Source organism: Vibrio sp. 10N (genome assembly GCF_036245475.1).
Lineage (GTDB): Bacteria > Pseudomonadota > Gammaproteobacteria > Enterobacterales > Vibrionaceae > Vibrio.
Genome location: NZ_BTPM01000001.1, coordinates 1,689,226 through 1,705,486, shown reverse-complemented (window position 1 = coordinate 1,705,486; position 16,261 = coordinate 1,689,226). Strand labels below are relative to the sequence as shown.

The window sequence follows — 16,261 nt, the reverse complement described above, 5'->3', positions numbered from 1 at the left end:
CTCACTTAAACGGGGAATTCATGGCGCAAAAGCACCCTATTTAGGGAAATAAAAACGTCACTTCTGGGATGTAAAAAATGCAATTATTTGCGCTGCAACAAAGTTGGAACGGCAAAAAGTCGCCGCTTAGCCTGGTAAAAACGAGAAGGTTTGGAGTTTGTAGAGGGAGTTTTAGCGAACGAAGGACAAAAAAAATCGGCCAATAAGGCCGATAAATTCTACGAGAAATGAAGGAAACACATATTGTTATTGTTTAAGCTGCCACTGCTTTTTCTTATAAGGCGCGTTAACGCGCTCTAAATGCCCCGCTCTAACCAACAAGAGCGATGGGCTGATTTAATGCTATAAATTGCTGTGCACAGGCCATACGGTCGTGCATTACTTTAATGCTTTGACCAAATTCAACCTGTTTGTTTGCTGTCAAACTGAATGACTCTAGGTCAACCAATGCACACAAACTTGCGCTCTCTCCTACTTCCAGAACGATAAAGAAACCTTCTGAATAGGAGTTAACCAATCTCACCAATTCTCCTTCCTGAGGCTGATAAGAGCCGTCTTGGTGGTCGAAGAACCAGCTTTTAGGTTGAACGGGTTTATGAAAGCGTTTGGCCGCCACACAATACAGCGTGAGTTCGGCTTGTCTGGGCTCAGATAGCCCTAACACACTAATTTGGTCTTTAAAGGTTTGAAACGCGGATGCGTCATCGACAGTGAAGTTGTTCTGACCCATCGCGCAGTCGACAAGGAGTTTACGGGAAAGATTGGTTTGAAAAACCATATCGTCTCCCAAGTCCAGCATAAGAGAGCTCTCACTCTCATCCATATACCAGATCCATGTATCGCTGGGTTTAAGCATCGTTCCGTCTCTATATTTGAAGAATAATCAGACTGTTAGGTAAAACGCTTAATTACCTGTTGGTCAGTTACCACTAATTCTACAAACGAATAAACAAAAAAAAAGGGGAAAACTATTTCCCCCTTTCTTGAATGAAACCTAGTCACTTTAGTCAATAAAAGTGCTTATAGATTGTTAACGATGTCTTTAACAAGTTTTGGACCATGGTAAATAAAGCCAGAGTACACTTGAACCAGAGACGCACCCGCCATCAGCTTTTCTTTCGCTGATACGAACGAATCAATACCACCTACACCAATGATTGGCAGCTTACCATCAAGGTTTTCCGCTAAAAGGCGCACCACTTCGGTACTACGAGACTGAACGGGACGACCACTAAGGCCACCAGCCTCGTTCGCGTGCTTCATTCCTTCAACAATCGAGCGATCCAACGTTGTGTTGGTAGCGATCACACCGTCGATCTGGTTTTTGATCAATGAATCACAAATCTGACCAATCTCATCATCACTTAGATCCGGCGCGATCTTTAATGCAAGCGGTACATATTTACCATGTTTTTCAGCCAGTTCTGCTTGTTTTGCTTTAAGTTCTGCAAGCAGCTCATCCAGCGCTTCGCCGTATTGCAGGCTGCGCAAACCTGGAGTGTTTGGAGATGAGATATTCACCGCGATGTAGCCCGCGTGCTCGTACACTTTCTCCATACAGATAATGTAGTCTTCAGCACCCTTCTCGATTGGCGTATCTTTATTTTTGCCAATGTTAATGCCGATGATGCCGTCGTACTTTGCTTTCTTCACGTTCTCAACTAGGTTATCTACACCTAGGTTGTTGAAGCCCATACGATTAATGATACCTTCAGCTTCAACTAGGCGGAATAAACGTGGCTTGTCGTTACCAGGTTGTGGACGTGGAGTGACCGTTCCAACCTCAACAAAACCAAAGCCCATAGCACCAAATGCTTCAATACACTCCCCGTTCTTATCTAAGCCTGCTGCCAAACCTACAGGGTTTTTAAAGGTTAAACCCATACATTCTACTGGTCGGTTTGGTAATTGTTGGCGATATGCAAGATCAAGTGGTGTGCCGGTGAAGCGCTTGAAGTTTTGAATAGCGAGATCGTGAGCCTTTTCGGCATCAAGTTGGAAAAAGCCAGTTCTGGCAAGACGGTAAAGCATTGTGCCTCCGATAGAAAACCCGTGTAAACGGGGTGGTATTATTTACTGATTCGCTTAAACATGCAATCAAGATTTGTGTTTATCGAAAAAAAGCAAACGTTTCGCATAATATTCCATCAAAATCACGTTACAGCGTCACCCATTTTGACAGCGCATATAAAAAAGCGCCCCGAAGAGCGCTTATTTTTATGATATCAGGGACTTAACCTATAGATTATTTGCACAATTTAGATTGAGTAGACTCAGTTCACGTAGAGCAACCGAGAACTTAGCAAACTCATGTACGTTACCTACCTTGAATTCATTAAGAATATTTTCCCAACGTTGTAGGCTATGTGTATTGGTTTCCATCCAATTATCAAGTGACAGGATCACGTCCTCACCCTCTCCACCGCAGCCACATCGCAATACTTGTGATGTAAGCAAACGCTGTTGCCAATCAAGATCTTCTCGGAATGCCGCCCTTGCTAATGCTTGCCAGTTATTGTCCACTGCCTGACCATTGATTTGATTCAGGAACCAGTGCAAAGACAAGCGATCGCCTAAGTGGAAATAGAGTTTCGACGCACGTTCAACATCAAAGCTTGCTTCGGCAGCAATTTCTGCGATGTCGACGGCTGAGAGCAGACTTGATAAGCGTGCAACGTAGTTAGCTAGCTCACCACCAACACCTTGCTCAATCCAAATCTCAGCTTGTTCTCTATGCTCCGCAACCTCTTCGGCCACCAAGCAGTTTTCCAAAGTCTGTTCAACTTTGATGACATCTTCGCGATAGCGAGCCACCAGCTGTTCTACAGATTGCTTACCAGGACGGTTACGCAAGATCCAGCGAGCTAAACGACGAAGTGTGCGACGAACAATGAACAACAACTCATACTGCGCCTCAGAGCTTGCTACGTTATCCAGTTTTCGAATTTGCTCGAACGTATACGCAAAACCATAGATTTCTCTCGACGCAGCATACGCATTAGCAATATCCACCACCGTTGCGCCTGTTTCCTCTTGGAGTTTGGTCACAAAATTGCAGCCCATCTCGTTAACCATCTGATTTGCCAGCATAGTTGAGATGATTTCCGCTCGTAGCGGATGATTAGGCATGCTTTCCAAATAGTTACGGCGTAACTCAGATGGGAAGTATTGGGTCAGTTGCTGCTCATGGTAAGGGTCATTAGCAATGTCATCAGTGACAAGTTCCTCTTTAAGCACCATTTTCCCGTAGGCAACTAATACCGACAGTTCAGGGCGAGTCATACCAATGCCCTGCTTTTCACGCTCGAGTAGATCCTCATCTGAAGGGATATACTCTAATGCACGATCAAGATGGCCGGCTTTCTCTAGCGTATGAATAAAGCGGATCTGCTCTTTAACCAATGACACGCCTTGGAATTCCGTAACCGAAATTGACTCTGATTGGCAATAAGCGTCATCAAGTACAATCTCACCCACTTCATCTTCCATAGACTCAAGGATTTGGTTACGCTGTTTCACCGTTAAATCGCCATTCGAGACGAGACCATTTAAGAAGATCTTAATGTTAACTTCGTTATCCGAGCAATCCACGCCACCGACATTATCCACGAAGTCTGTGTTGACTCGGCCGCCAGTGAGCGCATATTCAATACGACCTAGTTGGGTCATACCTAGGTTACCGCCTTCACCAACGACTTTCGCTTTAAGGTCACAACCATTGATACGCAGTACATCATTCGCGCGGTCGCCAACATCAGCATGTGTCTCAGTACTGGACTTAACGTAAGTACCGATACCGCCATTCCATAAAAGATCCACTTCCATGCTCAAAAGCATCTTAATAAGATCATTCGGTGCAACGGACGCTTTCTTAGTACCCAGCATCTTTTGGATTTCTGGCGTTAAAGTGATCGATTTTGCTCGGCGAGCAAAGATACCACCGCCCTTAGAGATCAACTTAGGATCATAATCTTCCCAACTAGAGCGAGGAAGATCGAACAGACGTTTGCGCTCTTCCCAACTCTTCGCTGATGACGCTGGATTTGGATCAATAAAGATGTGCATGTGGTTAAACGCGGCTTGCAATTTAATGTGCTTAGAAAGCAGCATACCATTACCAAATACATCCCCAGCCATATCACCAACACCAATCGCCGTGAAGTCCTGGTTCTGACAATCAATGCCCATTTCTCGGAAGTGACGTTTGACCGACTCCCAGCCACCCTTCGCGGTAATACCCATCGCTTTATGGTCATAGCCATTTGAGCCACCCGAAGCAAAGGCATCTCCTAACCAGAAATCGTATTCTTCAGAAACCGAGTTCGCTAAATCAGAGAACGTTGCCGTCCCTTTATCAGCGGCAACGACTAGGTACGGGTCATCTTCATCATGTCTTACCACACTCTTAGGCGCGACAACCTCACCTTCGATGATGTTGTCCGACACATCTAATAGTGCTCGAATGAACTGTTTGTAACAGCGCTGGCCTTCCGCAAATATTTCATCTCGGCTCGACAGTTGCGGTTGACGCTTACAGACAAATCCACCTTTCGCGCCCACAGGTACAATCACTGTGTTCTTAACTTGTTGTGCTTTAACTAGACCTAGAATTTCAGTTCGGAAGTCTTCCTGTCTATCTGACCAGCGAAGACCACCACGAGCGACCTTGCCTCCACGTAAATGCACACCTTCAATGTCTGGAGCATAGACAAAGATCTCAAAAGCAGGCACCGGAGCTGGAATTTCTGGAATGTTCTTTGGCTCAAGCTTGAGCGATAGCCACGGCTTATGTTCACCAACTTTGTCTTTCTGATAGTAGTTGGTACGTAGCGTCGCAGAAATCATTTCGACGTAACGGCGAATGATACGATCGTCATCTAAGCTATCTACTTTATCTAGTTGTTTGTTAATCTTCTCAATGACGCGCTGTTGTCCCTTTTTACTTCCTTTCAGCGATGGCATGAAACGCTGGGTAAAGAGTTCAACGAGATCTTTCGCCAAATCTGGATAATGATTGAGTGTGTCTTCAATGTAGTGTTGGCTAAATGGGAAACCGACTTGACGCATATAACGCGCATAGGCACGAAGAATAGAGACTTCACGGCCAGTTAAGCCAGAGCCAAGAACCAAGCGGTTGAAACCATCACTCTCGAGATCGCCAGACCAAATTGCGGCAAAGGCTTGTTGGAAACGGTCTCTTGCTTCACGAAGATCCACTTCTGCATCGCTCTTATGTAGCATCGAGAAATCAAGGATCCAATAAGTGCCGCCGTCTGTTTTAACGATCTCATATGGCGATTCACCGATCACTCGTAATCCCAAGTTTTCCAACATCGGCATGACGTCCGATAGATGAATGGGCTCATCACGATGATAAAGCTTAAGACGTACAGCCTTAGAATTCGCTGCTTCTTCTTGTGGACGATAGAACAACATACCCAGTTTGTTGTCTTCATCAAGCGCTTCTAATCGCTCAATGTCTGCCACTGCCGAGGTCGGCATCATGTCTTCTTTGTATGAACGTGGGAAGGCTTTCGAATATACCTTTGATAGTGGCAACCCTTTACTTTCACCAAAGTTAGCAACGATCGCGTCAGACAAACGGTCATCCCAAGACGCGGATACCTCCATCAGGTTTCTTTCTATCGCCTTTACGTCTACGTCCATATTGTTGTTATCTACCCTAACGATATAGTGAGTTCTTGCCAGTGGGCTTTCTGAGAAATAGGTCGTGAATTCGACCTCTTGATTAATACCAAAGTAATTTTTAAGGATCCGTTGTGTGTCTTTTCTAAGTTCAGTGTTGTAACGATCTTTACTTACATACACCATGCAACTGAAAAAGCGCCCAAACGGATCTTTACGCACAAACAGTCGGATCAAATCACGATCCTGCATTTGTACGACACCCATACCTATCTCTAGAAGTTCATCTTCTCTAGCTTGAAGTAGCTCATCGCGAGGATAGTTTTCAAGGATGTTTCTCAGCGCTTTATAAGAATAAGAGCCATCACGGTAACCACTTGCTGCCAAGATACGCTCAACTTTTTCGCGAATAAGCGGGATAGTCGAAACGCTTTGGTTATACACAGCCGAAGTATAAAGGCCGGTGAATCGATGCTCACCAATCACCTTTCCGTTAGCATCGAATTTCTTGATACCAACATAGTCTGTATAAGCAGGTCTATGAATACGACTCGCTTTGTTGCCTTTGGTTAGAATAAGCAGGAATGGTTTTTTGGCTTCGAGGCGCGCAGAGTCTGAAAATTCAGAGATCTTCACCGAGCGAACACGCTCAGACTTTGAGAATAAACCCAGACCGGCTTCTTCGGTTGGTTTTAATACCGAATCACCCTCTTCATTCACTAGGTCAAATTCTTTGTACCCCATAAATGTGAAGTTGTGATCACCAAGCCATTCTAGATAGGCAATGGTTTCATCAAAGCGATCAGCTTCCAGTGGTAGCTTGCTTTTGTTCTTCACCAAATCTTTTGTAATTTGTTGCAGCTTATCTGACATTGATTCCCATTCGTTAACCACTAGGCTGGTATCTTCGAAAATCGAAATCAACTCATTCTTAAGTGCTGTCATCTCTTCTTTTTCACTCAGTCTGTCCACCTCAATATGGAACACTGACTGAAGATGCCCTTTCCCTTCATTCACTGAAGTAATTTGCCCTTGGTCATCTCGTTCAAACTGAGTTGGACCATGCAGCATGATGTGACAAGTAAGATCGACACGGTTAAGTGCCATTTTTACTGAGTCAACAAGGAAAGGTGAATCTGGGACTGCGATTTCAACAATAGTGTGCGTCGATTGCCAACCATGACGACTGACCGTCGGGTTGAAGACTCTAACCGAAATTTCGTCATACTTTTTCTCATTGAGATGATGCCAAAGGCTAACTGCCGCACCATATAAGTCTGACTCGTTTCTCTGTAGCAAATCGTCAGGGGAAACGTTGCTAAAAATGTGTTGGGCAAGTTTAGTCACTAATGGCTGATTGATGCCTTCTACCTTAGACTCAATCAGCTGATAAACTTTCTCCAGTAGAACCGGAACAACGGGTTCGCGCGTGGTCATAATAACGCTCCACTTTTTTGTTTTTATGAGGGATGTAGGCTTGCCTTTATTGTAAAAGTTTTATTGAGAAAGGGTTAATAAAAATTTCGGTATGTGACAGGGAAATGTTTGATTGTGTGACTAATGCACTTATTCATATCACTATGAATGACGGGGGTTACAGTGATTCTAACCGTAAAAACTTGTTGTTTTGGTCAGTTGTTAACCTATACCTCCCTTTAAGACCTAATTGTGTTAAAAATGGTCGAAATCGTGTCGCAGGGAGCTGCAGTTTTAGGCCTTGATCGGTATGGACTAAAACACTGGATGCATGTCCAGTATAGTGAGTTAAATAGTGGTTGTAGCTGATATTCAGGCTGAAATAATAGTGTTTCATAGTGAAAGATTCAGTTTATGACTAAAAATCAAACGATATGGCAATACAGTAAAAAAAGCACGCACCTGTATAAATATACAGGTGCGTGCTAAATTCTAGGATTCTAGCGCTTTGGTGACTTTTTCAAACAAGTCTTTCGCTAGGTTATCTAGGCCTTGTAGTTTCTCAAGCTCCTGCTTGATCAAAGCTTGGCGTTCACTGTCATACTTCTTCAATTTTAGAAGTGGATCAATCAAACGTGAGGCCACTTGCGGGTTAGACTCATTAAGTTGAGTCAAGATTTCACCAGCAAACTGATACCCTTTACCCGATTTGTCATGGAATCGGCGTGGGTTCATATTCAAGAATGAACCAATCAAGCTGCGGGTTCGGTTAGGGTTGCTCAAGCTAAATGCAGTGTGTGACATACACGCTTTCACATTATCCAGTGCATCTTTAGAAGGATTCGCCCCTTGAAGCGCAAACCACTTATCCATAACCAAACCATCGTGACTCCATTTTTCACTATAGTCAGCCATGATTTCTTCACGGAATGCCAATGAAGCGCTATTTGCTGCACTCATTGCTGCAATCGTATCCGTCATGTTGATCGCCGATTGGTATTGCTCTTTGGCAAGATGTGCATACTCCGCAACATTGACCAAATATTGGAGACACAAATTACGCAGCGAACGCTTACCGATAGCCGCATGTTCGATAGTGTAATCAGCTTGCGCCAATGTGTGGTAAAGCGCGGACATTTCGTCTTGAAGTTCCGATGCTAAACCAAGCTTGATCCCTTTCAGTACATCACAAACTGCATCAACATCAATAGTCTCATACCAACCCGCCACTTCATTAAAGCTTGGCAGTGATAATGCTTCTGCAATAAAGGCCGGTTCGAGTTCACTATTAAGTAGTACACCTCTAAAGGCATCGACTACCAACTCAGGCAATTCAACGTTAGCGCCCTTTTGCACCGCTTCTACATTTGACTTAATGTATTTCGCTAGCAACATTTGACCCGCATCCCACTTAGCAAAGTCATTGCGAGCGTGAACCATCAAGAATGCCAATTGCTCATCGCTATATTCAAAGTTCAAACGAACTGGAGCAGAGAATTCTCTTAGCATCGAAGGGACTGGCTTGCTAGTTACCTTCTCAAATACAAAGTTCTGCTCAGATTCTGTGATATTAAGCACATTCCCGCACGGCTTGTCGTTACGCTGTAACTCTAAAACTTTTCCTTGTTCGTCATACAGTTCCACATCAAACGGAATGTGTAGCGCCTGCTTTTCCGCTTGATCTTGTGTTGATGGCGTATGCTGTTTCACATTAAGCGTATAAGTCTGCGCCGACTCATCATACTGGTCGGTCACAGATAAAGTTGGCGTACCTGATTGGCTATACCACAAACGGAACTGAGTCAGATCAACACCCGACGCATCTTCCATCGCAGCAACAAAGTCTTCACAAGTTGCGGCCGTACCATCATGACGTTCAAAGTAAAGCTTCATACCAGCTTGGAACTTATCTTCACCCAGTAAGGTGTGCATCATTCGAATAACTTCACTGCCCTTTTCGTATACCGTCAAAGTGTAGAAGTTATTCATTTCAATCACTTTTTCCGGACGAATTGGGTGTGACATTGGACTTGCATCTTCAGCAAACTGAGGGCCGCGAATAATACGTACGTTGTTGATACGGTTAACAGAACGCGAACCTAAGTCCGATGAGAATTCTTGATCGCGGAATACAGTCAAACCTTCTTTCAGGCTTAGTTGGAACCAATCGCGACAAGTGACTCGGTTACCGGTCCAGTTGTGGAAGTATTCATGACCAATTACCGCTTCGATACCAAGGTAGTCGGTATCCGTCGCTGTTTGGTCATTGGCAAGAACAAACTTAGAGTTGAAAACGTTTAGTCCTTTGTTTTCCATTGCGCCCATGTTGAAGAAATCAACGGCTACGATCATGTAAATATCCAGATCGTATTCCAGGCCAAAACGCTCTTCATCCCACTTCATAGAATTGATAAGCGAAACCATGGCATGATTGGCGCGATCTAAATTGCCTTTGTCGACAAAAATCTCTAGTGCAACATCGCGACCAGAGCATGTAGTGTATTTGTCACGCAATACATCAAAGTCACCCGCGACCAATGCAAACAGGTAAGATGGCTTCGGATGCGGATCTTCCCAAGTAACAAAATGCTTACCGTCTTCCAGGTTACCTTCGGCAACTTTGTTACCGTTGCTTAGCAGATATGGAAAGCTCGCTTTGTCTGCGATCACTTTAGTCGTGTATTTCGCTAAAACGTCTGGTCGGTCTAGGAAATACGTAATGCGGCGGAAGCCCTCTGCTTCACATTGCGTACAGTAAGCGCCGTCTGAAATATACAAACCTTCTAGCGCGGTATTCGTTGAAGGCGAAATGATATTTTCAATCGCAAGTTCAAACTCTGGAGGTAGGTTGTGAATCGCTAAGCCGGTATCGTTTTGTGCATAATCTTGCCAAACTTGTCCGTTAATACGGATTTGTACCAACTCAATTCCTTCACCTTCTAGCGTTAGCGTCGTGTCGTTTGCCATCTGTTTCACTGTAGAGATAGCGGTCACGCGCGTCTGAGTTTCGTGAAGAACGAATGTGAGGTTTACATCTGTAATAGTGTGGGAAGGTGATTGATAATCACTTCGGTATTTGGCTTTAGGTGCTGACTCCGTCATCCTTTAGTCCTTGTCTTTATTATTTGTTAGCAGAATATTGAAATATTGCTGAATCGCGTCGATTATACCGCTAGAGACAAAGGTTTGCAGACAATGTTTACAAACCAAGACACAAAAAAAGCGCCAACGTGAGTTGACGCTCAAATACTTTATAAAAGATTGTTAACGAATACGGTTTAACACCGCAAACATGTCGCCATCTTCTACCTCTAGAGTGAGTTCATCTTGGTTGAGCGTATATGTTGCATCATGCTCACCGTCTTGATAGAGAAGGACAATATGATCGTCTTCAGTGTAGTACACACCACTGTGGATCGCTTCAGTACCTTCGCTAGAGCTCACGCGAAATGTAAACACAAAATCTGGCTGCAATATTAAGTCCATTCGGGCGATGTCTTGGGCATGTTTGTCATCCCCCGACACACTAACCGAAGACCAAATACCAGCAAGAGAATTCGATAACGCTTTAGTAAACACCACACCGTTTAAGTTAAGCATATTATGATTGCCGCTATAACTATAAACCTGTGGCTCATCTGAATTCAGTCCAAGAATAATGGTATCGTCATTGGCAGTGAACAAGCCTTCCCAATGTTCAATACTGTAATCTTGCTTTTGAATATCAATGCTAAATGAATAGTTTGATTGCAGCGTCAACTTGATAGCGAGGAACGCATCGGGCGCTTCGCCTGGGCTTGGGTTAACTAAGTACCAATCACCTAGCAGGAACGGCTGATCAAACTGAGTTAAGTCATTGTTGTCTTTGCGCGATTCCGACATTACCCCAAACGAAAAAACACATAGAATTAGCGTAATCCATCTCATATGTATCCCCCTCACAGTTACTTAAAGCTTAGGAGGCTTAATACGAGATTGCTAAGTTTTTTGATCTAAATCACGCTTTTTGATTTCAAGTATCAGAATTGAAGCAGATTTCATACAGGTGAAAAAAAACGAGCGTTGCCGCTCGTTTCTATTAGTAACAATGCTAAAACTTACGCTTTGCTGTTAACAAGGTCGACAGTAATTGCAACTGCCTCATCCAAGTAAGCGTCTGGCACTTCGTAATCTTTTGGAATGTCATCCAACGTCGCATACGGTTTTTCACCCGCCGCTTTCTGGCGTTGATTAACTCGTTCCAAACGACGAACGTCTGCTTCATCACTTTCTTGTTTGCGTGCTGCTTCACTTAAAGACAAAGTTTTGTCGTCTTTTTCCGCTTTGTATTTGGCAATGTCCTCGGCAATAAAGCCAAATTCCATGTCAGTTGCAATGCGTTTTTCATGAGCTGCAGTCAGTGTCGCGATCACTTCATCGTTACGTTGTAACGGTGAATATTTCGCTCTATCAATGCTATCCCAAGGCAGAGCATTGTCTTCAACACTCTCACCCGTTTCAGCAGGATCCACAGCGGTTGGGAATGCAACATCTGGCACTACACCACGATTCTGCGTACTACCACCATCGATACGATAGAACTTCTGGATAGTGTACTGTACATAACCAAGCTCTTTATCGAACAAATCATAAATATGATTTAGTGAACGGTGCTGCTGAACGGTACCTTTACCAAATGAGTTTTCACCCAATACGATAGCACGTCCATAATCTTGCATCGCTGCTGCAAAAATTTCTGAAGCCGAAGCACTGTAGCGGTTAACCAGTACAGTCAATGGACCTTGATAACTGATTTTTCCATCGGTATCACTGTTCACATTCACACGACCATAGCTGTCACGAACTTGAACCACTGGGCCACTTTCAATAAACAAACCGGACATTGCGGTCGCTTCGGTTAACGCACCACCGCCATTGTTTCGAAGATCGACGATGATACCATCAACACCCTTCTCTTTAAGCTCAGTAATCAGTTTGTCGGTATCTTTTGAAAGACCCACATAGAAGCTAGGTACTTCAAGTACACCAATCTTCTTGCCATCTTTCTCAATGACTTCCGACTTCACTGCACGGTCTTCTAGACGGATTTTGTCTCGAACAATCTCAACAACAGAGGCTTTCGCATCTTTACCTTCAGGGAGAATTTGCAGCTTAACCTTCGTCCCTTTCGGGCCTTTGATTAATTGTACGACATCATCTAGTCGCCAACCTATAACATCAACAATGTCTTCGCCATCTTGGCCAACACCGATGATGCGGTCACCTTCACCGAGTTGTTTACTTTTCGAAGCAGGGCCACCAGCAACAAGAGAACGTATTACCGTGTAATCATCAGTCAGCTGAAGCACAGCACCAATGCCTTCGAGAGAGAGATTCATCTCTGATTGGAATTGCTCTGCTGAACGTGGTGATAGATAGCTAGTATGGGGATCCACTTCACGCGCGAAGGCGTTCATATAAATCTGAAACGCATCTTCGTTGTGTGATTGGGTAAGACGCTTAATCGCATTGTTATAGCGCTTGCCCAGTGTCTCTTTGATTTCGTCCCAATTTTTGCCCGCAAGTTTGAGGTTCAATGCGTCATATTTCACACGCTTGCGCCATAACTCATCAAGCTCAGCTTCATCTTTTGCCCAAGCCGCTTCAGAACGATCCAACGTGATCGCCTCATCAACATCGAATTTCATCTCTTTGTCTAGCAATGACAAAGCGTAAACAAAGCGATCGTAGCGCTTTTGCATCGAGAGATTGTAAACATCAAACGCAATTTGGTTATTACCCGCTTTTAATTGATCATCGAGTTGGCTTGACCAAGTATCGAACTTATCGATGTCAGATTGGGTAAAAATGTTGCGATTATAGTCGAGCATTTCCAAGTAACGCGAAAAAATCGCCTTTGAAAAGTCATCGTCTAGGGTGAAATGTTTGTAGTGAGAACGAGTGAATCGAGAGGTCACACGTTTGCTGGCGGTCTCATGCTGAACTTCTGGGGCTAGAGTAGGAATTTGTGACTTTTCATACTTAGCTTCAAGCGCTTGAGCCGAAGAAGCTGCTAGCCAGAGGCTAGCAGCGATTAAAGATACTTTTGAACGGCACTTCATGCGTAGGAATTTCTCCTTTATGCGCGCAGGTGCTCCGCTTTAACAACCATTTGTAGGCCATTTACTAGCTGAACGCGCACATCTTCCTTATTGATTTCAACAATGGTCGCAGCCATGTTCCCTTTGCCCATGTTTACGTTTACTTGCTTACCGATGATCATCTCATCTGCATTCAAAGCGCGCGTTTCAACTGGCTTACTTACTTTCGCTGTTTTCTTTGTAGTCTGTGGCTTACGTGCACCTTGTGGCTTTTTAGCTTTAGGCTTCGCTTTACCTTCGTCGCGAGCTTTTTGAGCTTGCTCTTTACGACGCGCAGCTACTTTTGCTTTGCTCTCTGCTAGCGTCGCTTTCGCGTGCTCTACATGTTCTTCTTCTAGTACACCACAGTCATTGCCGTCAAGGTCAACACGTACTGCACCAGGCTTAACACCGTGTAGATAACGCCAAGAAGAAGTGTATTGTCTTAACGCTGCACGTAGCTGAGTCTTGCTTACTTTCTCGTCATCTTTTAGACGCTCAGCAAGATCTTGAAAGATACCAATTTTAAGTGGTTTCGCTTCACCTTCTACAGTAAAGCATTTAGGGAAACATTCAGCAATATACGCGATAATTTCTTTGCTGTTCTTCAACTTCTCAGTGTTTTCCATGTGGGTTCCTGGTTAATGCGGTTATCCGCGAAGCATTAAGAAAAATATTCTTGGTATTATAGTGACCTGCAATAGAAAAACCACAGGCAAATGTGATTTTAGCCCACGTTTGTATGGGAATTGAGCAGCTTTTCTATTGAATCCATGAACTTTGTTAGTCCAGTTTCATCAATTTCGCTGAATCGGCCAATACTTGGGCTATCAATGTCCAACACCCCGGCAATCTCGCCATTTATAGAAAACGGAATTACGATCTCAGAATTGCTTGCCGCATCGCAGGCAATATGACCTTCGAAAGCATGAACATCGTATACACGTTGTACAGTATTCGTTGCTGCGGCGGTGCCACATACACCACGCCCTAGCGGGATACGAACACAGGCCGGTTTACCTTGAAATGGACCAAGAACCAATTCACCCTGTTTCATCAAATAAAAGCCTGCCCAGTTAAGGTCTTCTAACTCCATGAATAGAAGTGCACTAATATTAGAAAGGTTAGCGATGAGATCGGTTTCCGACTCGATGAGTGCAACAGCTTGTTTTGTCAGGCGCTCGTAATTGTCTAAATTCATGATATGTCCATTAATAGCTTTTAAATTCCAGCGATAAACGTACAATGCCAGCCAATAGAAATAGGAATTATTCTCACAAGCATGACGTATAGCAAAGACACTATTAGCCGTTCCTGGTTGATAACTCAAGTAAAAAATCACAAACCGCGTTTGATTGTTGCCAATATCATCGCGATCATCGCTACGCTAATTAGCGTACCTATCCCACTATTGATGCCGCTGATGGTTGATGAGGTCCTCTTGGATCAACCAGGAAGTGGACTTGCTGCGATGAACCTCTTTATGCTCGACAACTGGCAAACACCAATAGGATACATCGCGATGACCTTGCTGCTGGTGGTCCTCATGCGTACGGTCAGTCAGGGGCTCAATATTCTACAAGGTCGCCAGTTTACTCTGGTGTCAAAAACCATTACTTATCAGATCCGCTGTAAAATGATCGACAAGCTTGGACGTATTAGCATTGCACAATACGAAACGCGCGGTAGCGGTGGCATCAACGCTCACCTGATCACTGACATCGAAACCATCGACCAATTCATTGGCTCTACCCTGAGCAAATTCATTATTAGCTTCCTCACCGTTATCGGCACTGCAGTTGTGTTGCTGTGGCTGGACTGGCGTCTTGGGCTGTTTATCTTGTTAGTTAACCCTGTCGTGGTCTACTTCTCTAAAAAGCTAGGCGGCATGGTCAAACATCTTAAAAAACGTGAGAACCAAGCTTTTGAGAAATTTCAAAACCGCTTGGTCGAGACCTTGGATGGCATTTATCAGCTTCGCGCAGCAAATCGTGAACGTGACTTCTTAAATCAATTGAAAGAGCAAGCCGACGAAGTAAGAACCAACGCTGACAAGTACGCTTGGCAATCTGAAGCTGCCGGACGCCTCTCTTTCCTGCTTTTCTTAATCGGCTTTGAACTATTTAGAGCCGTTGCTATGGTGATGGTGCTATTTAGTGATTTAACCATAGGCCAGATTTTCGCCGTTTTCGGCTACTTGTGGTTTATGCTCGGCCCAGTTCAAGAGCTTCTTAGTATCCAGTTCTCATGGTACAGCGCAAAGGCCGCTCTCTACCGTATCAATACCCTGCTCGATTTAGATGAAGAACCGCAAGTTGTCAGTAAGATCAACCCATTTGACGGGCACACGCAAGTAGACGTCTCGATTGAGAATGTGGTGTTTTCTTATAATTCAGACAAAGATGTCCTTAACCAACTGAGTCTGCACATACCTGCAGGTAAGAAAGTCGCACTGGTTGGTGCCAGTGGTGGCGGTAAGTCAACCCTCATCCAGTTACTTATCGGCGTCTATAAACAACGCGAAGGCATTATTAGGTTCAATGGTGCTGACACAAATGACATAGGTTTTGACATTATTCGAGATAAAATTGCTGTTGTTTTACAGCAACCTATACTCTTTAATGACAGCTTGAGGCATAATTTGACTCTTGGAAAAGAGTACGATGACTTCTCTATTTGGAATGCACTCAAAGTCGCCCAGCTTCAAGATGTCACGGACCAGTTGGTCGATGGACTAGAAACGCAGATCGGCAAAAACGGCATTCGATTGTCAGGTGGTCAAAGACAACGCCTCGCGATTGCGCGCATGATTCTAAGTGATCCGCAGTTCGTCATTTTAGACGAAGCCACATCGGCTCTGGATACAGCAACAGAAGCAGCATTACACACTGCACTCGGAGAGTTTTTAAAAGATCGCACCACACTCATTGTGGCTCATCGACTCTCGGCAGTTAAACAGGCCGACCTTATTTACGTACTCGAAGATGGTCAGGTAACACAATCAGGAACCCATATTGAATTGGTCGAAAAAGAAGGACTGTACCAAACCTTGTACGGCACGGTGCAATCTGCAAGCTAGC

The 16,261-nt window shown here is 44.2% G+C and carries 10 protein-coding genes; 1 reads left to right on the top strand and 9 read right to left on the bottom strand.

The genetic code is table 11. The features are described 5' to 3' along the window. Positions 1 to 310: 310 nt before the first annotated feature. The 9 genes from AAA946_RS07955 to AAA946_RS07915 form a co-directional block, all read right to left on the bottom strand. Positions 311 to 856 carry a cell division protein ZapC gene (locus AAA946_RS07955; protein ID WP_338164374.1) on the bottom strand — a complete coding sequence of 182 codons (546 nt, stop codon included), beginning with the start codon at positions 854 to 856 and terminating at the stop codon, positions 311 to 313. 164 nt (positions 857 to 1,020) lie between these two features. Next, a complete protein-coding gene (gene pyrD / locus AAA946_RS07950; RefSeq protein WP_338164373.1) occupies positions 1,021 to 2,031 on the bottom strand; it encodes a quinone-dependent dihydroorotate dehydrogenase in 1,011 nt (336 codons plus the stop codon). 207 nt (positions 2,032 to 2,238) lie between these two features. After that, complete coding sequence (locus tag AAA946_RS07945; RefSeq protein WP_338164372.1) at positions 2,239 to 7,083, bottom strand: NAD-glutamate dehydrogenase; 4,845 nt, start codon at positions 7,081 to 7,083, stop codon at positions 2,239 to 2,241. Positions 7,084 to 7,240: 157 nt separating this feature from the next. Next, a complete protein-coding gene (locus AAA946_RS07940; protein WP_338164371.1) occupies positions 7,241 to 7,459 on the bottom strand; it encodes a DUF2835 domain-containing protein in 219 nt (72 codons plus the stop codon). A gap of 95 nt (positions 7,460 to 7,554) precedes the next feature. Next, positions 7,555 to 10,164, bottom strand: coding sequence for an aminopeptidase N (pepN, locus tag AAA946_RS07935; protein ID WP_338164370.1), 2,610 nt, complete (start codon positions 10,162 to 10,164; stop codon positions 7,555 to 7,557). 162 nt (positions 10,165 to 10,326) lie between these two features. After that, entirely contained in the window at positions 10,327 to 10,944 is a 618-nt protein-coding gene (locus tag AAA946_RS07930) for a hypothetical protein (RefSeq protein ID WP_445206098.1), read from the bottom strand. A 215-nt stretch (positions 10,945 to 11,159) separates the two neighbouring features. Continuing rightward, a complete protein-coding gene (prc, locus tag AAA946_RS07925) occupies positions 11,160 to 13,163 on the bottom strand; it encodes a carboxy terminal-processing peptidase (RefSeq protein WP_338164368.1) in 2,004 nt (667 codons plus the stop codon). A 17-nt stretch (positions 13,164 to 13,180) separates the two neighbouring features. Beyond that, a complete protein-coding gene (gene proQ / locus AAA946_RS07920; RefSeq protein WP_338164367.1) occupies positions 13,181 to 13,810 on the bottom strand; it encodes an RNA chaperone ProQ in 630 nt (209 codons plus the stop codon). A 98-nt stretch (positions 13,811 to 13,908) separates the two neighbouring features. Then, the gene (locus AAA946_RS07915) at positions 13,909 to 14,382 is read right to left on the bottom strand and encodes a GAF domain-containing protein (protein WP_338164366.1); all 474 of its coding nucleotides are present in this window, start codon (positions 14,380 to 14,382) and stop codon (positions 13,909 to 13,911) included. A gap of 81 nt (positions 14,383 to 14,463) precedes the next feature. Between AAA946_RS07915 and AAA946_RS07910 the strand changes: the two genes are divergently transcribed. Then, positions 14,464 to 16,260: an ABC transporter ATP-binding protein gene (locus AAA946_RS07910; protein ID WP_338164365.1), complete on the top strand. Its 1,797-nt coding sequence runs from the start codon at positions 14,464 to 14,466 to the stop codon at positions 16,258 to 16,260. Position 16,261: the final 1 nt, after the last annotated feature.